Consider the following 18428-nt stretch of genomic DNA (forward strand, 5'->3'; position numbering starts at 1 on the left):
CGCCGACAGTACGGCTGGTTCCGCCGCGCGTACTCGGTGCGATCGCGATGCCGTTAGGCCCGGCGGCGGAAGGCAACGGCTACGGGGATGGTGTTCGTTCCACCGGGGGCTGCGGATCGGCGGGATCGCGCGGCAGCACCACCGTGAAGGTCGCGCCGCGCGCGGGTTCGCTGTCCACCGATACCCGTCCGCCGTGCGCCGTGACCAGCGCTCGCACGATGGACAGGCCCAGACCGGTGCCGCCGCTGGCCCGGGTGCGGGAAGCGTCCGCGCGATAGAAGCGTTCGAACACCCGCGCGGCGGCCTCGGGCGCCAGGCCCGGCCCCGTGTCGATCACATCGATGCGGACGCGATCGGGGGAGGGCGTGAGCCGCACGGTGATCGCCGCTTCGGGCGGGGTGTGTGTGAGGGCGTTGCCCAGCAGGTTGACCAGGACCTGGCGCAGACGGGACTCGTCGCCGACGACGTCCATGGTGCCCTCGCCTCGGCCGACCACCAGCGTGATCGGGCGGTCCGGCGCGTCGGGCGCGGGTTTCTGGCGGGCCGCGATGGCGCGGGCGTTGTGCACGGCGTCACCGGCGAGCGCGAGCAGGTCGACGGGTCTGCGCTCCAGCGGGCGCTTTTCGTCCAGTCGTGCCAGCAGCAGCAGATCCTCGACCAGCAGGCCCATTCGCTCGGCCTCGGCCTCGATCCGGCCCACCACCATCCCCGCGTCGGTGCTGGCACCCTGCCGGTAGAGCTCGGCGAACCCGCGGATCGTGGTCAGCGGTGTGCGCAGCTCGTGGCTTGCGTCGGCGACGAAGCGACGCATCCGCGCCTCCGAGCGGCGAGCCGCCTCCTCCGAAGCCTCGGTCGCCGCCACGCCGTGCTGGATCTGCGCGAGCATCTCGTTCAGCGACCGCGCCAGATGGTCGACCTCGGTGTCGACGCCGCGCACCGGAACCCGTCGGTGCAGGTCACCGCCCGCGATCGCCGCGGCGGTCCGCTCCACCTCACGCAGCGGCCGCAAGCTGCGCCGGATCACCAGGTAGCCGACGGCGCCCAGGGCAAGCAGAGCCGCCGCTCCGGTGCCGATCTCGAAGAAGATCAGCCGCGAGACCGTCTCCTGGTTGTCGGTCAGCGGCAGGCCGATGGTGGTGGAACCGTACTGGTTGGTGGTGGTCAACACCCGCCAGCGCACCGACGAGTCGTCCGAGGAATCCACCGTCCGCGGCGTCTGGGTGGTCGTGCCACCGAGATCCGGGGACCCGGTGGAGCCGCCGCCCGGCGGATCCGGGTATACCTGGCCGTCGGCCCCCACGCGCAGTTCGAAGAACCGGCGCGGCTGTTCGCCCGCCGACCGCTGCGGCACGGGCACGGCCGGGAGATCGGCCGGAATCCATTGCGTGCGACCGTCGGCTGTGGTCACCTGCCGCATCGGACGCGGCTGCGCCCAGCTTCGCGCGGCGTCGTAGAGCTGCTCGTCGGTGCGCTGGGTCAGCGACCGGCTCAGCGCCGAGGTCACCGCGGCGCCCGAGGCGAACAGCGCCGCCGCCGTCAGCAACAGCAGCGCGATCACCAGTCCCACGCGCAGCGGGACCGCCGACATCCGCCGCGTGAGTTCCGTCCGTACGCTCACGTCCGGCTCACCTGGGGCCGGCGCAGCACGTATCCGACACCGCGCAGGGTGTGCAGCAGTTTCGGCTCGGTGGTGTCGACCTTGCGCCGCAGATACGACACGTACGACTCGACCACACCCGCGTCACCGCCGAAGTCGTAGCGCCACACGTGGTCGAGGATCTTCGGCTCGCTCAGCGCTTCGCCGGCATCGACCTCGTCGTCCACGATGAGGACGCGAGCTTCCGGTTGGGTAGCGGTCATGATCCCATGATTACTTCGGAGACACCGAGCAACCTGCGAGCAAGCTGGGTGTTCTCTGTGAGCCACGGGTGTCGCCGCCGCGCGCCAATGGAGTATCGCCGCACCTACGATGCGGCGATACCCCGGCGGCCGGTCTGGAGATCAGCCACCGGTGGGCGCGGTCAGGTCGTCGACCGTGACGCTGCCGACCGTCTTCGCGGTGTAGTGGGCCTTCACCCACTCGGTGATCTCCTCAGCCGCCGACTCTTCGCCCCTGGAGCCTGGCCGCATGCCCTGGCCTTGCGCGAGGAAATAGTGCACCTGCCCATCGGCGACGTACCGCTTGAACTGGCCCGATCTCCATCGTCTCGGCACGGATGCGGTCGTGACCGGCGACGATTGCGCGGGTGCGTTGCTCGCCCGTGATGTGCCCGCGGTCAGTCGCGGCGAATTCGCAGGATGTTGTCTTTTCGGGTGCCCGGCTGCCCTTCGGGGCCCGCGTGCTCGCGCTCGGCGACCTCGTCCACTTCCACCCGCCATGTGGCCGGGTCGAGCGCGAGGTCGGCACGCACCTCGGCGGTGGTCGGGAAGTGCAGGTCGGCGGGCGGTTCCACCACCCAGGTCGGCCATTCCGCATGCCCGACGATCAGCAACAGCCCACCGGGCGCCACCGCCTCGGCGGCGCGGCGCAGGATCCGGGTCCGTTCGCCGTCCTGCGCGAGCGGCGAGTGCAGATACTGCGCCGAGACGAGATCGAACTGTCCGGCCGGAAAAGTGTGGTCCAGATCGTGCCGCTGCCAATCGATTTCGCCGGAGAGCTCCTGTCGTGCGGCGTTGGCCCTGGCGCGGGCGAGCGCGGTTTCCGAGACGTCCACCGCCGTGACCTGCCAGCCGCGCTCGGCCAGCCAGATCGCGTCGGCGCCCTCGGCGCAGCCCAGGTCCAGCGCACGGCCCGGGGCGACCCCTTCGATCTCGCGGACTAGCAGGAAGTTCGGCCGTCCCGACCAGACCTGCGTGCGCTCCTGGTAGAAGGACTCCCAGTAATCGACCGTCGTGGGCGTCGTCCGGTCGGCGTGGTGATGTGTGGCGCTCATGCGTCCCACCATCCACCGGCTCCGCCGGATCGGCAAATATCGTTGCCGATCCGGCAACCTCCGGCCACCGGTATTCGTCGCGCGCGGCTTCTACCCGGCCGCGCGCAGGTCAGCAGTCGTCGAGCGGGTCGCGCAGGATCATGCCCTCGGCGGCACGAAGCCGCGTGGTCATGGTCGTCAGTAGATCGACGGAATCCTCGGAGAGGCCGATGGCCGTGTGCAGCAGCCTGCGCAGCCGCGGGCTGGTGAGCCGGTCGGCCACGGTGCTGTCGTGCTCGGTCGGTTCGGCGTCGGGCTGTCGGTCGAGATTCACGGGAAGGTACTCACAATCGGTCATCGGGCCCCCAGAAACCATTGTCGATGCGCCGTCCGCACCCGGAACGATGCGTGGGCACGGGCAGGATCGTTCCGGGGCGCAGCGTACATCGCACACAATTGGTCGCTGGACCGGGTCGGAATGGTTACATGCGGTCTCCGTGCCGCAGCCGGGCCGGTTCGTCCGTGCCGTGGCCGTGCCCGCTGCGGTGCCGAGACCGCATTCATTGTTCCACTGCCCCTGCGTAATTCGGCACAACACCCCGTTGAAGCAGGTGACGGGCGCGCCGCGCGCCGGCGTGTGTGCCAGGGGCGGCACGGCCCCCGGTCCGTCCCCAATTCTGGGAAATCGCCCGTCGGCGGCACGGCCCCGCCGGAAAACGGGAGCTCACACCGGGCGCGCGTGACACGATGGGGCGGCCGAAGCAGGACCGACCGAGGAGAGGTCATCCATGGGAAACCTCGACGACCGGGTAGCGGTGATCACCGGCGGCGCCCGGGGGCAGGGGCGCGCGCATGCCCTGGCGCTGGCGAACGCGGGCGCGCACATCGTGGTGTGTGATATCGCCGCGCCCCTCGCCGGCCTTCCCTACGAGCTGAGCACTCCCGGCGACCTGGCCGAGACCGCCGCGCTGGTCGAGCGGACCGGCCGCCGCTGCGTCGCCGTCCAGGCCGATGTACGCAGCCTGGAACAGATGCGGTCGGTCGCCGAGCGCGCGATCGAGGAGTTCGACCGCATCGACATTCTCATCGCCAACGCGGGCATCGCGTCCAACTCGCCCGTCGCCGAGATGGACGATCAGCTGTGGCAGGACATGATCGACACCAACCTGACCGGCGTGTTCCACAGCTTCCGCGCCGTCGTGCCGCACATGATCGAACGCCGCTGGGGCCGTGTGGTGGCGACCTCGTCCATCGTGGCGAAGATGGGCGTGCGCAACGCGGCGCACTACGCCGCGAGCAAATGGGGCGTGCTCGGCTTGGTGAAGTCGCTGTCGCTGGAGGTGGCCGAGTACGGCATCACGGTGAACGCACTGCTGCCTTCCGGGGTGGACACCGACATGATCCAGAACCCGGCGACTTGGCGGCTCATGGTGCCGGACAAGGAGAATCCGACCAAGGAGGACTGGATGGCGATCATCGAATCCGGGCCGCCGAACGGCGATCTGATCCAGCCCGCCGAGGTGGCCGAGGCCGTGCTGCTGCTGGTCTCCGAGCACGGCCGCCACTTCAACGGGGAGGCTGTCACCATCTCTTGCGGCGGGAGCGCGAGTACGTCCTAGCGGAGCGGCGCGTCGGCCGGAAAGGACGCTCTCCGAATGGACTTCGCGCCTGTACAGAGCTTTCGCTCCGTGCTTCACTGGAAGCACAAGGGTCTGTGCACTGCCAGCTTCCGGCCAGGAGTCAGCGCATGTCACGTCACACCGAACGGACTGCCCCGCTTCTGTTTTCGGTGTGCCGCCCGCGGCGCGACATCACCATGCTGATGGTCGCGGGCGATATCGATGTCGCGACCGCGCCCCGTTTCCACGCCGAACTCTCGAGCGCCTACCTGCGTCGCGCGGCCACGCTCGTGCTGGACCTGTCGCCGGTCACCTTCCTCGCGGCGGCGGGGTTGAGTGTCCTGGTCGAAGCGCAGGCCGAGGCCGTGCGCGCACGCCGCCGAATGATTCTGATCACCACCGTGCGGCCGGTGGACCGCGCCATCGACGTCACCGGCCTCGCCGACCGGTTCCATCGGGTGACCTCGCTCGATGCCGCCCTCGTGGTTCTCGGGACCGGCTACGACGAGACCGCCTGACGGCCGTCATGCCCGGCTAGATCGTGTCGAGAGGCGATACGCCTCAGACGCGCGGCCGAGCGCTACGGCGGCACCGGAGGGACCGCCGTAGCAGGTGTGCTCGCCGCCCGCCGGTAGGAGGCGTCGTCCGGTTCAGTGGCGCCGCGATTCGATCGCCTCGCGGGCCGCGTGGGCCGTCTGCGCTCCGCGCTCGCGGGCCAGCTGCGCGGTGTGTGCGCTGCGCTCCCGCGCGGCATCGGCGATCTCCGGTCCGCGCTCTTTGGCGATATCCGCCCATTCGCTCCCGCGCTGCTTGGCCAGATCGGCGAGATGGACACCCCGCTCCTTGGCGATCTCGGCCCACTCGGCGCCGCGCTCTTTGGCGACCTCCGCCCACTCCGCACCGCGTTCCTTGGCGATCTCGGCCCAGTCGCTGCCGCGCTCTTTGGCGATCTCGGCCCAGTCGCCGCCGCGTTCCTTGGCGATCTCCGCCCACTCCGACCCGTGCGTCTTGGCGGTCTCCGCCAGCTCGCCGCCGTGTTCCTTGGCCGCCTCCGCCCACTCCGGCCCGTGGCGCTGGGCCGACTCGGCGAGTTCCGCGCCTTTGCTCGCGGCCACCGCTCCCAGCGCGCGCGCTCGCTCGGCGGCCTCGTGCGCGTGCTTGCGCAACGCAGCGCCGGTGGCGGTGTCCGAGGTCGCGCCGAACGGCAGCGCGGCGGTGACCGCGGCCGCGGCGTCGCGTGCGGCCCGGCGGCCGCGCCAGCCGAGCGAGGGCTTGCCCTCGGTATCGGCCGCGGCGATCATCAGGCCGCCGAGCAGCCCGAGGTCTTTGAGGAACGCGTTCCGCTTCGCCGACTTGCGGGCGGGGTCCTGCTCGTTCCAGAAGTCCTGCTCGGTGACGGCCGCGGGCACGACGGTCGCCGCGAGCACCAGGGCGGCCAGACGCGGCGCCTTACCCAGCGCCAGCAGCACTCCGCCGCTCACCTGGGCGAGGGCGTTGACCTGCACGACGGTCGTGGGATTCGACGGCAACTTCGTGGCGATTTCTTCCGGGAGCTGCCGGTGCCCCCGTTCCAGCAGTGCGTTCGCGGCCTTGACCCGCTCGTCCGGGCGCCGCAGCGTATCGACCCCGTCTACTACGAACGCGGTGGCCAGTAGCGGCCGGGCGAGTCGGCGCAACAACATGACAGAACCCCTTCCCTAGATGTCGTCACGTCTCGGATTCCCGCGCGATTCGTGACCAAACAAGCCGGTCCGCCGCCGTGTGAAGGCCGCCTCATCCGGGTAACAGCTGATGGAGAGAGATCGATCCAGGGGGAAGGCGCCGCGGCCCGCATCGGCCCGCGCTCCCGCCCTGCTCCGCCGGAAGGTATCTGCTGTGAACACCCATACGGCCACAACGGCTTTCGATGCCGTCGTCGCCGAGTTGCCCGCCGCGCCGAAGTGCACGTTCCGCTTCGATTCGGTGCCCTGCCGTCACCGCGCGGAATGGTTCATTCGTAAACGGTCCTGCTGCCATCCGGCGGGGGTGGACTTCCTCTGCGAAACCTGCCATACCCGCATCCACTGGATGCTCGATATCGGCGTGGTGTTCGAGTGCGCCGGATGCGGTGTGCACTCGGCCAGTTTCGCCGAACTCTGCCCGACCGCGGCTCCGCTGTGAGCGCGGCTCAGCGGCCGCCGGCCTGCTTCGGCGCCGGCACCGCCGTGGCGGCGAGGAAGTCGGTGATGATCGATGTGACCCGTTCCGGGGCCTCCACCATCGGAAGATGACCGCAGTCCGGTAGTTCCACCGCCGTGTGCGGGCGCAGCCTGCGGTTGAGCCGGCCGCCCGCCCTCGCCGAAAGGATGCGATTGCGCCGTCCCCAGATCGTGCAGATCGGCGGGAAGCCTTCGGGCGGATCGAACGTGTCGAGCGCGCGATAGGACGGGAAATCCTGCACCAGGCCGTGCAAGGCTTGCAGCCTGCCCCGATCGGTCCAGTGCGCTCGCACGCGCGGCTCGTGCTGGTCGTTCCTGGCCCGACCGCGGGGGCCGAGCTGGTTGCCGATGATCAGCGAGACCACCGGGTTCGGCAGCGTGATCCGGCGGGCCAGCGGCCCCAGCGGCAGGCGCGCGTCGAGCCAGGCCAGGCCCGCCGACTGTCCGGAGCTGACGGTGTCCGAGGTGAGCGGATTGAGCAGCACGAGCGCGCGCACCCGCCGCGCGTGACCCATGGCGTAGCGCAGCGAGGTGGCGCTGCCGAGGCAGTTGCCGATCAGCACCACGTCGGTGAGACGGTGGGCGTCCAGGAACGCGGTGAGCATGTCGACGTAATCGATGAGGCGGTAGCCCGAAGCGGGCTGGTCGGATTGCCCATAACCGGGGAGGTCGAGCGCGAAGACCTCGTGGTCGTCCCGGAGTGCGGCGACCTGGGCGTCCCAGATGCGGCGTTGCGTGCCCGCATTGTGCAGGAACACGACCGGGGACCCGCTGCCGGTGCGGTCGAAGACCACGGCCCTGCCCTGATGCTCGAAAACGTCCACGCCGACTCCTACGAACCGCCGGCGAGCGAGCCGCCGTTCCTTCGTGATTCTACGTGGCGGCTCCGGCCGGGCAGGGCCGATCGGATCAGCGGACCGCGGTCGCCGCGCGAAGGAATCGGCCGGTCCGGCGGCTGCCGAGCGCCGGGGCAGGCGCACCGGCGCCGAATACCGGCACGCCGCCGACGAACACCGCCGTGACCGCCTCGTCGTTGCGGTTCACCATGCGCGGCAGGTTGTCGAACGGGGCGATCGGGTCTTCGTGGTAGGCGTCGAGCGAGTCGTCCAAACGGGCCGGGTCCAGGATCACGGCATCGGCTCGGTCGCCCACCCGTAGGTGCCCGGCGTCCAGGCCGTACCAGTCAGCGAGTTCGCCGGTGAGCCGGTGTACCGCCTGCTCCGTCGAGAGGAACGGACGGCTGGCCTCCGCGGCGTCGCGCACCCGGCGCAGGAAGCGGAGCCCGAAGTTGTAGAACGCCATGTTGCGCAGATGCGCGCCCGCGTCGGAGAAGCCGAGCTGCACGCCGGGGTCGGCGGCGAGCCGGTCGAGGACTTCGGGCCGATGATTGGAAATCGTTGTCCGCCATCGGACTTCGGCGCCGTGCTCCACCACGAGGTCGAGGAAGGCGTCCACCGGATGCGAGCCGCCGCGGTCGAGGCCCACTTGACCGAAGGTCTTGCCGATCACCGCGCGGTCGGGGCATTCGACGATCTGCGCGTCGAAGAAGTCGCGGTGCCAGACCCGTGGACCGAATTTCTTGTCGTAGTCCGCGCGGAAGCGGCGCCGATAGCGTTCGTCGCGCAGCAGTTCCCTGCGGCGGTCCACCTGATCGGCCAGGTGCAGCGCCTCGGCGCCGGACCCGAACTCCTCGAAGACCACCAGGTCGATGCCGTCGGCGTAGACCTCGAAGGGCACCGGAAGATGCTGCCAGCGGAAATCGGCGCCCAGCGCGTTCAGCACCCGCGCGATCAGCGGGAAAACGTGCACCACACCGGGAATCGCTTTGATGTCGGCGGCCGAGAGCAGACTGACCTTCAGCGGCCTGCGGAACAGGCCGACGCTGGCCGCCGCCATCGTGATCAGGCTGTGTGGCCGGGACACGTCGGGCCCGCCCTGCAACGCCCCGCCGCGCCGGCGCAGCACGGTGTTGAGCCGGTGCCGTTCCCTGGTTGTCGCATAAGTCGACGGCAGTGTGCGGGAGCGGCACACCTCGCCGTCCAATTTATCGAACAACAGCTGCTGGGAGGACATGCCGACGAAGCCGGCGTCCAGCGCCTCGGTCAGTTTCGCCTCCATTCCGGCCAGTTCGCCGGAAGAGGGGCGGACATCCTTGCGCGTCGCGCGGTCCAGGCCCATCTCGGCGGCGCGGATATCCGAGTGCCCGATGAACGCGGCGACGTTCGGGCCCAATGGAAGCCGCTCCAGCGCGTCCGCGTACTCGTGCGCCGAGCGCCAGGTCTTGTGCTCGCCGACCGCCGCGACGACGTGCTTGCGCGGAATCGCCTCGACCCGCGCGAACAGGTCGCCCGCGTCGGAGGCGTCGACGTGCACGGTGGACAACGAGCACGAGCCGAGCAGCACCGTGGTGATGCCGTGCCGGACCGATTCGGTCAGCGCCGGATGCTGGAGCACCTCCACGTCGTAATGGGTGTGGATGTCGAGCATGCCCGGGATCACCCACTTCCCGGTGGCATCGACGATATTCGGACAGGCGGGATCGTCGATCGGCTCGGCCGAGATCGTCGCGATCCGCCCGTCGTGGATGCCGAGATGGCGGATCGCGGAGGGCGCGCCGGTGCCGTCGAACCAGCGGCCGTTGGCGATGATGGTGTCGTACATGGATCTACACCTCGAGATGGGCGCGCACGACCTTGCCGGTCGCGTTGCGCGGGAGTGCGGTGGTGGTGAGCCGCCAGCGGGCGGGCACCTTGTAGTACGCGAGCCGCTCGGCGGTGAACGCGCGCAGCTCCTCTTCGCTGGTGGCCGTGGCGTTTTCGACCACCACCAACGCGGCGACCTGCTGGCCGAGGTCGGCGTCGGGCACGCCGAGGACCGCGCACTCGCGCACCGCGGGATGCTCCTCGAGGCACTGCTCGATCTCGGTGGGATACACGTTCTCCCCGCCGCGCAGGATGAGATCCGAACGACGCCCGGACAAACGCAGCCGTCCGTCCTCCAGCACACCGATGTCACCGGTGCGCAGCCAGCGGTCCGGGGTGATCGCCGCGGTGGTGGCGGTCTCGTCCTGCCAGTACCCGAGCATCACGTACGGGCTGCGCACCCAGATCTCGCCTTCGGCGCCGTCGGGGACCGCGTTGCCCGCGCTGTCGCGGATCTCCAGCGTGACCCCGACGACGGGGCGTCCCACGGTCTCCGGGAACGCCGCGAGCTCGGCCGGACTCGCCAGCGTGGCGGCGGTGCTGCATTCGGTGAGGCCGTAGCTGGTCACCAGCGCGTTGCGGGCGACGGGCAGCTGATCGCGCAGCTTCTGTTGCAGCGCGGCGGAGGACGGCGCCGAGTTCAGTGAGAAGGACGACAGCGAGGACAGGTCGTAGCGGGACAGGTCGAGTTCGAGCATCCTGGTCGCCATGGTCGGCATCGCGCCCCAGTTGGTGACGCGTTCGGCCTCGATCAAACGCAGCACCCGATCGGCGTCGAAGGACCCCTGGTGGATCACCGCCGCGTCGCCGGTGACCAACCGGGGGACCACGAGGTTGTGCAGGCTGGCGATATGGAACAGCGGTGAGGTGAGCAGGAAGCGCCGCCCGCTGGGCAGTTCGGTCGCCCCGGTGAGCGCGGCGGCCAGCGCGTCGTTGAACAAGTGATAGTCGGTGACGGCCACCAGGTTCCGATGGGAGTGCACCGCGCCCTTGGGTCGTCCGCTGGTGCCGCTGGTGTACAGGATCACCGCGGGGTCGTCCTCGTCGATCTCCGCCTGCGGGAGGTCGTCGGTCCGGTACTCCGCGATGAGCGCGGGTACGTCGTGCTCCATGGTGAGCACCGGGATCCGGATGTCCAGCTCCGCCACCAGCGCGGCGCGCTTGGCGTCGACGACGAGCACCGCGGGGGCGGTGTGCTCGATGCCGTAGTCGATCTCGCGCGGCGCCCACCACGCGTTGTAGCCCACGGCGATCGCGCCGAGCGCTTGGGCGGCCCAGAATGTGAGCACCCATTCGGGGGTGTTCGCCGCGAGAATGCCGACCCGGTCGCCTTTGCGGACGCCGCATCGATCACGCAGGGCCGTGGCCAGCGCCGCGACCGCGGCGGCGTGCTCGGCGAAGGACATTCTGCGGTCGGAGGTGACCAGGTAGTCCCGGTCGCCGTGCGCGGCCGCGGCGGCGAGCACCTCGCGCAGCGAGGACTTGCGGTGGCGCACCACCGGCATCGGTGCGCCGAGCACGTCCTCGACCACCATCTCGAATCGGCCACCGGGTCCGGTGAGCCGGGCCGCGGCTTCCGCCACGTACACCTGCGGGTCGAAGGGCTTCGTCATATCGGGTACTTCCTCGTCACTACGCGGGGTCGATTCGTCACGGTTCCGGGACCAGGACCGCGCGGCCGGTGACCAGGCCGCGTTCCAGCCGGTCCAAGGCGGCGCGGCCCTCGGTCAGCGGATAGCGCTCCACCTCGACCCGGAGCTTTCCCGCCGCGGCCAAGGCCACGGAGTCGAACAGGTCGGACTTGGTGCCGCCGTAGGATTTGCGCACCGACGCGCCCCACGGCCAGCCCGGCCCACCGGCAGGCGCCGCCGTGATCTCCGGCGCGCCGCCGCCGAGGCCGATCATGCGGTAGGCCCCGTTGGGCGCAACCGACTCCACCGCCAGTCGTGCGGTCGCATCGACGCCGACGAAGTCGAACACCGCGTCCGCGCCGCGGCCCTGGGTCCGGTCGAGGATCTCGCGGGCGGTGTCGTCATCGGCGAGGAGTCCTTCCGCGGCACCACAGCGCATGGCGAGTTCCAACTTGTCTGCGCTGACGTCCACGGCCAGCACCCGCGCCGCTGTGGTCGCGGCGAGGATCTGCACCGCGACGTGCCCCAGCCCGCCGATCCCGATCACCACCGCCACCGATCCGGGCACGAGCTGCTCACGAGCGCCGCGGATGGCGTGATAGCTCGACAGCGCGGCGTCCGCCAGCGGCGCGGCCTCGGCGAAATCCAGGTCGCCGATCGGCACGAACGAACTCGCGGGCACCCGGATGTAGTCGGCCATCCCGCCGTCCGGCCCGAGGCCGGGGCAGGGCGGCATGGCGGTGCGGCCCGCGGCGCGGCAGACGTTCTCGTTGCCGCCGGTGCACTCCCGGCAGACCCCGCACGACCAGCACAGATACACGATGCCGCGCTCACCGGCCCGGCGGCCGCCCACCCCTTCGCCGACGGCTTCGATGGTGCCCGCGATCTCGTGGCCGAGGGTCAGCGGCTCCTCGCGCATCCGGAAGGGAATGTGCAGCACGTGCAGGTCGGAATGGCAGATGCCCGCCGCGCCTACGCGCAGCAGCAGGTCGGCGGGACCGATCTCCGGGATCGGTACCTCGCGCAGTTCCAGCACACCGGGCTCGGTGAGCTGCAGTGCCCGCATCATCCGCGGACCGCCGCGAAGGTCGCGCGCAGGTAGGCGTCGGCGCGATCGGAGCCGATGAGGCCGGGAGCCATCCGGTTCATGGTGTAGGCGAACGTGGTGCGGTGCTCGAGGTCGTTGACCACCATCGCGCCTCCGTACCCGGCCCACCAGCACACCCGGCCGTCGGGCACTTCCGGGGCGGTCTGCCGCTGCGGCAGACCGTAGCCGATGCCGAAACGCAGCGGCACCAGAAGCGCGAGATCCACGCCGTCGGATTGCTGCTGGAAAATCAGCTCGATCGTCCGCTCCGACAGCAGCCGCCGCCCGTCGAGTTCGCCGCCGCAGGACACCAGTGATTGCACCCGCGCCACCGATCGGGCGTTGCCGTGGCCGTTCACCGCGCCGATCTCGGCCTGCCGCCAGCCCGTGCTCGCGGTCTCGGCGATGTCGAGCAGCGGGCTGGTGAGCGTCTTGACCAGCACGCTGTCCCGATCGAGCGCCGCCATGTCGAATTCCGGCAACGCGGGTGGGATCAAGGTGGCGATCCGCCCGTGGTGCGCGGGCGCGGTACCGATGTGGAAGTCCGCGCCGAGCGGCCCGGCGAGTTCCTCGGCGAAGAACTCGCCCAGCGAGCGTCCGGTGACGCGGCGGATCACCGCGCCGATCAGGTGGCCGTAGGCCAGCGCGTGATACCCCGACGCCGTGCCCGGCTCCCACCACGGCGGCTGGCTCGCGAGGCGGGCGGCGGACGCCTCCGCGTCGTAGATGTCGGCGAGCTCGATCGGCGGCTGCCAGCCCGAGACGCCGGAGGTGTGTGCGAGCAGATGACGAATCTCGATGTCGCCCTTGCCGTTGGCCGCGAACTCCGGCCAGTACCTTGCCACCTTCGCGTGCACATCCAGTTCGCCGCGCTCGACCAGTAGCAGCGCGCTGAGCGCGGTCATGGTCTTGGTCAGGGAGAAGACGTTGACCAGAGTGTCCTCGGCCCACGGCGCGTTGCGTTCCGGGTCGCGGTAGCCACCCCAGAGGTCGACGACCGGCTCACCGTCGACCGTGACGCAGATCGAGGCGCCCAGCTCGTCCCCGGAGGCCAGCCGGGTCTCCAGTTCCGTTCGAACCTGCTCGAAACGCTCCGCGCAGAATCCCGACGTGGCGGTTCCCGTGGTTGTGGTCATCGCCGCCTCACACGTGCTCGAGCGCCCGGGCCGGAACCGGCAGCGCGTTGCCCGCCGCGGCCGCGCGTTTCGCGCCGCGCGCCAGTTCTCGCCGCATGTCCCGCACATATGGTTCGAATTCGATCTGGATGGTGTGCCGGGGCGAGTCGTAATAGCGGCCCGTCCTGGCCGATTCCGCGGACCGGATGGCCGCCCGCATCTCCTCAGTGGACGGCAGGTGGTAGCGCCCGGTCAGGTAGGCGGCGAGCAGCTTGCTCTGCTGTTCGGCGAAGTTCACCAGCGTGGGCAGCGGCTGCGCGAGCCCGAGGAAGAACAGGTTGTCGACGCCGGGCTTGATCATCTGCTTGAACAGCGGAAAGCGGTTGTCGCGGTCGGGCAGCAGTTCGGGGTCGGAGAAGAACGGGAAGGAGATCCGGTAGCCGGTGGCGCAGACGATCACGTCCACCTCTTCGACGCTGCCGTCGGCGAAGCGCACCCGCGGCCCCTCCAGCGCGGTGATCGCGGGTTTGAACGTGACATCGCCGCAGCCCGCGCGGTGCAGGAACTCCTCGCTCGCCGAGGGATGCGCCTCGAAGGGCAGATGGTCGGGCTTGGGCAGACCGTAGTCCTCCATGTTGCCGCGGAACTTCCGGACGAATCGCTGCTTGAGCTTCAGCCCCAGCTTCGGCGGCATCCACCGCGGCATCGAGCGTTTGTCGCCCACCTTGCCGTTGACGTATTTCGGCAGCACCCATACCCCGCGCCGGGCGGAGACGAAGAGCTTCGCGGCGATGAATCGCTGCGACAGCTCGGAGGCGATGTCCAGGCCCGAGTTGCCCATGCCGACCACGACGACGCGCTTGCCGCGCATGTCGACGGGGTCGAACGGGTCGTTGTAGGCGTGGCTGTGCAGCAGCGTGCCGTCGAACTCCCCGGGATAGTCCGGCAGCCGTGGGTCCCAGTGATGCCCGTTGCAGACCACGAGCACGTCGTAGTCCTTGGTGCGGCCCTCGCTCGTGCTGATCAGCCAGCGGCCGTCCGGAGCGCGTTCCGCGGCGGTCACCTTGGTGCCGAACACGATCCGGTCGCGGATGCCGAAATGATCGACATAGTCGCGGAAGTACTGGAACAGCTGGGAATGGTGGGGGAAGTCCGGCCACTCGTCGGGCGCGGGATAGTCCTCGAAGGCCAAGCGGAACTTGGACGTGTCGATGTGCAGGCTCTGGTAGCAGGCCGACATGCCGTTCGGGTTCTTGAAGTACCAGTTGCCCCCGACTTCGTCGGACGCCTCGTAGCAGTCGAAGGGGATGCCGTGGTCGTTCAGGCGTTTGGCGGCGGTGATCCCGGAGGGGCCCGCCCCGATCACGCAGACGCGGGGGAGTGCGGTTGACGTCATTCACTGTCCTCGTGCTGGAGGCCGTCCTCGACGACGGCCGAACCGTCCGGCGCGGATGGCGCACCGGAGTGACGTAGGCAACAAACTAACACTCACTAGACACGCTGTCTAGTGAGTGACGCACTGTCCATCAAGAGCGTTCATGCGTAGACTCACTTAACGGAAGCAGCACGTCAGCACGGCTTTTACGGATTCGAGGTACTCGCTCACCATGCGGACGAACGCGAACACGAACCTGCGGGACGAGCAGAAGCAGCAGACCAGGGCCCGGCTGATGGAGGCCGCCAAGGAGCTGTTCGCCACCCGCGGCTACGCGGCCGTGCGCGTGGACGACATCGCCGCCGCGGTCGGTTGCAGCCGCGCCACGTTCTACCTGCACTTCGCCGGGAAGCAAGAGATCCTGCGCGCGATCGCCGAACAGGGCACCGTGCCCACCGCGCTGCACTTCTATCAGGATCTCGACCGGGTGCTGGAGACCGGTTCGCGCGCCGAGTTCGCCGCCTGGGTGACCCGCGCGATCGAGTGGTTCCACGAATACAAGGACCTGCTGCCCGCCTGGGACGAGGCGACCGCGCTGGAGCCGGAGTTCCGGGAGATCGCCCGCACCGGAATCCTCGCCTTGCCCAATGCGATGACCGCCTACCTCGCCGGATGGCCCGCCGAGCGGCGCGACGAGGCGCGTTTGCGGGTCGAATTGCTTGTCGCCCAACTGGAACGGTTCTTCACCCGCTGGGCGATGCAGGGCACCATCGACGTCTCGGTGGACCAAGCCGTCGAGGTGCTCACCGACATCTGGTTCCCCGCGCTGCGCGCGCCGACGCCGAGCTGATCGCGCCTGCGCACCCTCGGCATCGCGTCATCGACGATCGGCGTGGACAGACGTGCGGTGGCAGGAGCGGTGCCGGTGCCGAAAGACGACCGCGGCCAGCGTGTTCCGGCGGTCACATCCGATCACGATCACACGGCGGCGGATACCCGGACGACGCCCCGCTTGAGCGGGGTGCCCCGCGACTGTTGCCAGATATTCGCTGAATGTCCGGAACGGGGTGCCCCCAGGCCCGATTAGACGGTGGCCCGCAAATCTGTCGGCGTCGTGGGGCATCATCTGTGCACGCAGCCAACCACGAATCGCTCGGAGTTACCATGCCGTCCCCACGAACCAAGCCGCAACCTTTGTCGGACAGCGAGATTCAACAGATCGCCACGGACATAGCCGGTGGCCGCCCGCCCATGGTGTGGTTCACCGCCGCCGCGGTCGGCGTTCCGGAGGGGCGCTCGGGCAAGGTGATCGCACTCGGTGACCCGGCCGACGGTGACTTCCTGCAGGTCCGGCCGACCGGATCGAAGGATGTACTGTCCTTCTCTCCCGTCGAGGTGACCTTGACCAAGCCGCCGCGAGGGGCGGCGGGCGCCACTGCCCAGCCGAAGTCGACAAGGAAGGAATCTTCTGTGACCCAGTCGTCGACCACGACGAGCACCACCGCGCAACCCGAGCAGGCGAGCGCACCCGAACCCGCTGCCACCCCGAAGCCCGCCGAGGCGTCCGGGGAAGCAGGCCGAGCAGGCAGCGCGAGCAAGCAGGTCCCGGCCGCGCCGGCGCCCAAGCCCGCCAAAGCTGCTGCCGCCCGCAAGCCCAAGGCGCCCGAGGTCACCGTGACGCTCACCGGCACCGCCGACGGCGAGTGGTCGATCGACGTCGTCAGCGGCAAGAAGCGCACCCTGCGCGGTATCCCGGTGGCCGGCTCCGCCGTGGCGCAGGCGGCGAAGATCCTGCATCCCGAGGTCGCCGAGGTGGTCTCCGGGGTCCTGGAGGCATTGCGCGGGGTGCAGGAGGCCAAAGTGCAGCAGTTACAGGCCGAGCTCGAGGAGGCCAGGCGCCTGCTCGACGAGCTCAGCGACTGAGTCGGACCGCGGGACTGGCGGATCGGGCGGCGGTGCGCCAGATCCGGCGTTCGCTGTCCGGCGGCGCGTGCCGCACGTCGTCGTGGAACGCGTAGCCGAGCGAGGACTGCTTCGCGTGGTACATGGCCGCGTCCGCGTCTCGCAGCAGACTGTGCATGTCGGTGTCCGAGCTGCGCGGACCGACGCACGCCACGCCGACGCTCGCGGTGATCGGAATCTCGCCCGCGCTCAGCCCGAACGGCCGGACGAACGCGCCGAGCAGCCGTTCGGCCAGCACGGCCGCCTCCGGCCGGGCGAGCGGCGCGAGCACGACGAATTCGTCGCCGCCGTAGCGGGTCACCACGTCCTCGCGGCGCACCACCCGCCGGATCCGGGCCGCCGCTGTCGCGATCAGTTCGTCGCCGACGGAGTGGCCGTAGCTGTCGTTGACTCGCTTGAACCCGTCGAGGTCGATGAACAGCAGGCAGATCGGCTGCTCGGCCCACAGTTCGCCGCGCTGCCGCAGAGCGCGCAGCAGCGCGGCCCGATTCAGCAAACCGGTCAGCATGTCGTGTTCGGCCTGATATTGCGCGCGCCGCTCGCTGCGCGCGCTGCGTACGATCGCGCGCTCGCTGCGCACCAGCATGCCGATCAGCAACAGCGCGAACAGCGATGACACCACCGCGCGGTCGAGCGGCCGCAGGCTGGACCCGACGACCGGAACGAGCGAGGCCACGATCAGCGCGATCGCGATGAGGCTGGCGCGTTGTCTGGAGTGGTGCGGGTGGATGCGCCGCGGCATACCGAGCGTGGCCATGGTCGGATGCAGCGCCGCGACGCCCACGGTGGCGTAGGCGGCGAGCAGCGGAGCCACCAGCACCTCGTGCCCGAGCGCGGTCGCGCCCGCGGTCTCCAGGCTGTAGCCCAGGTCGCTGAGCAGCACCGCGACCAGTCCGGTGTGCAACAGCCACAGCGAGGTCTCCGCGCGGGCCGCGGTGGCCATGGATTGCGCTACCAAGGTGAGCAGCAGTGCGTCGAGCACCGGGTAGGTCCCCGCCACGAGCGCGTCCAGGCCCGTCGCGGTGGACTGCAGAATCGGAGAGATGAGGAAGGTCCACGAGGCGAGCAGCGCGCCGAGCCCGATGAGAGCCGAGTCCAGCATCAGGTCGTAGTTGCCGTGCACCTGGCGCGGCCACAGCCAGAGCAGCGCGGCGACGCCGACACCGAGATAACCGAGCAGGGTGAACGCGTCGTCGAGCGGGTGGACCGCGTGGTCGCCGACGTCACGCAGCGTGGTGCCGGTGGCGAACAATACCGCCGAGCCGGACAGCAGATACCACGGCAGCGGATGCGCGGGCCGGTGCGTGCGCACCCCGGCGGCGACCATGGCGACGGTCGCGCCGACGATGACCACCATCGTCACGAATGTCACCAGCTGCGAGTCGAGCGCCAGGTGTACCGCGATCGCAGCTCCGCTTCCCCCCAGAAGCACCGCGTACCAGCCCGTTCCGATACTGCGCCGACAGATGGTCTGTGGCTGTTCACTGGGTGTCATCAGCCCCCCTTGGTCGCTCCGTTCCCGGTGCACCGGGCCGCGTACTAGATCTGGGAATCCTCCACCGCGACTTCGACGTTCGCCTGTTCGTCGAGCACCGCGCGGACGCTGTCGGCGAACGAGAACCGAGTGTTGTTGTACCAGCGGATGTCCTGACCGACCGCGCGCGCTCGGCAACGAATACCTGGACAACTGATTTGATCATGGCATGAAACGCCGCTGTTTCGCGGGCAGTTGGCGCAACAAGGGTGAAACCCGCCCCGCCACGTCTGCACGCGAAGATCGGCCGTGTCCGCCGGGAACTCCGCGGGATGCGGTACCTGTCGTGCGAC

At 69.8% G+C, this 18428-nt stretch carries 17 protein-coding genes and 1 pseudogene; 5 read left to right on the forward strand and 13 right to left on the reverse strand.

Annotated elements, in window-relative coordinates; translation table 11 throughout:
• Window positions 1–79: 79 nt before the first annotated feature.
• The 5 genes and pseudogenes from NNI01S_RS30100 to NNI01S_RS30115 form a co-directional block, all read right to left on the reverse strand.
• Complete coding sequence (locus tag NNI01S_RS30100; RefSeq protein WP_084489409.1) at window positions 80–1588, reverse strand: sensor histidine kinase; 1509 nt, start codon at window positions 1586–1588, stop codon at window positions 80–82.
• Between the two features lie 26 nt (window positions 1589–1614).
• Window positions 1615–1812, reverse strand: a pseudogene (locus tag NNI01S_RS30105) (winged helix-turn-helix domain-containing protein); the annotation flags it as partial.
• Window positions 1813–2001: 189 nt separating this feature from the next.
• Window positions 2002–2214, reverse strand: a complete 213-nt coding sequence (locus NNI01S_RS34975; RefSeq protein ID WP_157115096.1) for a mannosyltransferase YkcB-related protein — start codon at window positions 2212–2214, stop codon at window positions 2002–2004.
• 62 nt (window positions 2215–2276) lie between these two features.
• Window positions 2277–2933 (reverse strand): class I SAM-dependent methyltransferase, encoded by a 657-nt coding sequence (locus NNI01S_RS30110; protein ID WP_063024486.1) that lies wholly within the window; start codon window positions 2931–2933, stop codon window positions 2277–2279.
• Window positions 2934–3042: 109 nt separating this feature from the next.
• Window positions 3043–3246 carry a hypothetical protein gene (locus tag NNI01S_RS30115; RefSeq protein ID WP_157115097.1) on the reverse strand — a complete coding sequence of 68 codons (204 nt, stop codon included), beginning with the start codon at window positions 3244–3246 and terminating at the stop codon, window positions 3043–3045.
• 454 nt (window positions 3247–3700) lie between these two features.
• Here NNI01S_RS30115 and NNI01S_RS30120 point away from each other — a divergent pair, with 454 nt between their 5' ends.
• Window positions 3701–4531 carry a mycofactocin-coupled SDR family oxidoreductase gene (locus NNI01S_RS30120; RefSeq protein WP_063024436.1) on the forward strand — a complete coding sequence of 277 codons (831 nt, stop codon included), beginning with the start codon at window positions 3701–3703 and terminating at the stop codon, window positions 4529–4531.
• A 128-nt stretch (window positions 4532–4659) separates the two neighbouring features.
• Window positions 4660–5049 (forward strand): STAS domain-containing protein, encoded by a 390-nt coding sequence (locus NNI01S_RS30125; protein ID WP_084489402.1) that lies wholly within the window; start codon window positions 4660–4662, stop codon window positions 5047–5049.
• 132 nt (window positions 5050–5181) lie between these two features.
• On the opposite strand, the gene NNI01S_RS30130 is transcribed toward NNI01S_RS30125, so the two are convergent.
• Window positions 5182–6213, reverse strand: a complete 1032-nt coding sequence (locus NNI01S_RS30130) for a DoxX family protein (protein WP_063024440.1) — start codon at window positions 6211–6213, stop codon at window positions 5182–5184.
• A 193-nt stretch (window positions 6214–6406) separates the two neighbouring features.
• Here NNI01S_RS30130 and NNI01S_RS30135 point away from each other — a divergent pair, with 193 nt between their 5' ends.
• On the forward strand, window positions 6407–6691 hold the full coding sequence (locus NNI01S_RS30135) for a hypothetical protein (protein ID WP_063024441.1): 285 nt from the start codon (window positions 6407–6409) through the stop codon (window positions 6689–6691).
• Window positions 6692–6698: 7 nt separating this feature from the next.
• On the opposite strand, the gene NNI01S_RS30140 is transcribed toward NNI01S_RS30135, so the two are convergent.
• From NNI01S_RS30140 to NNI01S_RS30165, 6 genes are all read right to left on the reverse strand, one after another.
• Window positions 6699–7553, reverse strand: a complete 855-nt coding sequence (locus NNI01S_RS30140) for an alpha/beta fold hydrolase (protein ID WP_063917735.1) — start codon at window positions 7551–7553, stop codon at window positions 6699–6701.
• 85 nt (window positions 7554–7638) lie between these two features.
• Window positions 7639–9390, reverse strand: a complete 1752-nt coding sequence (locus tag NNI01S_RS30145) for an N-acyl-D-amino-acid deacylase family protein (RefSeq protein ID WP_063024445.1) — start codon at window positions 9388–9390, stop codon at window positions 7639–7641.
• A 4-nt stretch (window positions 9391–9394) separates the two neighbouring features.
• A complete protein-coding gene (casG, locus tag NNI01S_RS30150) occupies window positions 9395–11044 on the reverse strand; it encodes a steroid-24-oyl-CoA synthetase (RefSeq protein WP_063024447.1) in 1650 nt (549 codons plus the stop codon).
• A 37-nt stretch (window positions 11045–11081) separates the two neighbouring features.
• Complete coding sequence (locus NNI01S_RS30155; RefSeq protein WP_063024449.1) at window positions 11082–12128, reverse strand: NAD(P)-dependent alcohol dehydrogenase; 1047 nt, start codon at window positions 12126–12128, stop codon at window positions 11082–11084.
• Window positions 12128–13285 carry a serine hydrolase domain-containing protein gene (locus NNI01S_RS30160; RefSeq protein WP_063024451.1) on the reverse strand — a complete coding sequence of 386 codons (1158 nt, stop codon included), beginning with the start codon at window positions 13283–13285 and terminating at the stop codon, window positions 12128–12130. The genes NNI01S_RS30155 and NNI01S_RS30160 overlap by 1 nt, the downstream gene beginning before the upstream one ends.
• Before the next feature lie 7 nt (window positions 13286–13292).
• A complete protein-coding gene (locus NNI01S_RS30165) occupies window positions 13293–14660 on the reverse strand; it encodes a flavin-containing monooxygenase (RefSeq protein ID WP_063024453.1) in 1368 nt (455 codons plus the stop codon).
• A gap of 211 nt (window positions 14661–14871) precedes the next feature.
• Here NNI01S_RS30165 and NNI01S_RS30170 point away from each other — a divergent pair, with 211 nt between their 5' ends.
• Together NNI01S_RS30170 and NNI01S_RS30175 are read left to right on the forward strand one after the other, a co-directional pair.
• Entirely contained in the window at window positions 14872–15489 is a 618-nt protein-coding gene (locus NNI01S_RS30170; RefSeq protein ID WP_063024455.1) for a TetR/AcrR family transcriptional regulator, read from the forward strand.
• A 314-nt stretch (window positions 15490–15803) separates the two neighbouring features.
• Window positions 15804–16562 (forward strand): DUF6319 family protein, encoded by a 759-nt coding sequence (locus NNI01S_RS30175; protein ID WP_063024458.1) that lies wholly within the window; start codon window positions 15804–15806, stop codon window positions 16560–16562.
• On the opposite strand, the gene NNI01S_RS30180 is transcribed toward NNI01S_RS30175, so the two are convergent.
• On the reverse strand, window positions 16552–18096 hold the full coding sequence (locus NNI01S_RS30180; protein WP_084489403.1) for a GGDEF domain-containing protein: 1545 nt from the start codon (window positions 18094–18096) through the stop codon (window positions 16552–16554). The two genes, NNI01S_RS30175 and NNI01S_RS30180, sit on opposite strands and share 11 nt — an antisense overlap.
• Window positions 18097–18428: the final 332 nt, after the last annotated feature.

The organism is Nocardia niwae NBRC 108934 = DSM 45340, from assembly GCF_001613465.1.
In the GTDB taxonomy this organism is placed as follows: Bacteria; Actinomycetota; Actinomycetes; order Mycobacteriales; family Mycobacteriaceae; genus Nocardia; species Nocardia niwae.

Coding starts and splice junctions, on each gene's coding strand:
- NNI01S_RS30180 (WP_084489403.1), bottom strand. CDS start 18,096: ATGACACCCAGTGAACAGCCACAGACCATCTGTCGGCGCAGTATCGGA.
- NNI01S_RS30160 (WP_063024451.1), bottom strand. CDS start 13,285: ATGACCACAACCACGGGAACCGCCACGTCGGGATTCTGCGCGGAGCGT.
- NNI01S_RS30130 (WP_063024440.1), bottom strand. CDS start 6,213: ATGTTGTTGCGCCGACTCGCCCGGCCGCTACTGGCCACCGCGTTCGTA.
- NNI01S_RS30170 (WP_063024455.1), top strand. CDS start 14,872: ATGCGGACGAACGCGAACACGAACCTGCGGGACGAGCAGAAGCAGCAG.
- NNI01S_RS30145 (WP_063024445.1), bottom strand. CDS start 9,390: ATGTACGACACCATCATCGCCAACGGCCGCTGGTTCGACGGCACCGGC.
- NNI01S_RS30110 (WP_063024486.1), bottom strand. CDS start 2,933: ATGAGCGCCACACATCACCACGCCGACCGGACGACGCCCACGACGGTC.
- NNI01S_RS30165 (WP_063024453.1), bottom strand. CDS start 14,660: ATGACGTCAACCGCACTCCCCCGCGTCTGCGTGATCGGGGCGGGCCCC.
- NNI01S_RS30125 (WP_084489402.1), top strand. CDS start 4,660: ATGTCACGTCACACCGAACGGACTGCCCCGCTTCTGTTTTCGGTGTGC.
- NNI01S_RS30175 (WP_063024458.1), top strand. CDS start 15,804: ATGCCGTCCCCACGAACCAAGCCGCAACCTTTGTCGGACAGCGAGATT.
- NNI01S_RS30120 (WP_063024436.1), top strand. CDS start 3,701: ATGGGAAACCTCGACGACCGGGTAGCGGTGATCACCGGCGGCGCCCGG.
- NNI01S_RS30100 (WP_084489409.1), bottom strand. CDS start 1,588: ATGTCGGCGGTCCCGCTGCGCGTGGGACTGGTGATCGCGCTGCTGTTG.
- NNI01S_RS30155 (WP_063024449.1), bottom strand. CDS start 12,128: ATGCGGGCACTGCAGCTCACCGAGCCCGGTGTGCTGGAACTGCGCGAG.
- casG (WP_063024447.1), bottom strand. CDS start 11,044: ATGACGAAGCCCTTCGACCCGCAGGTGTACGTGGCGGAAGCCGCGGCC.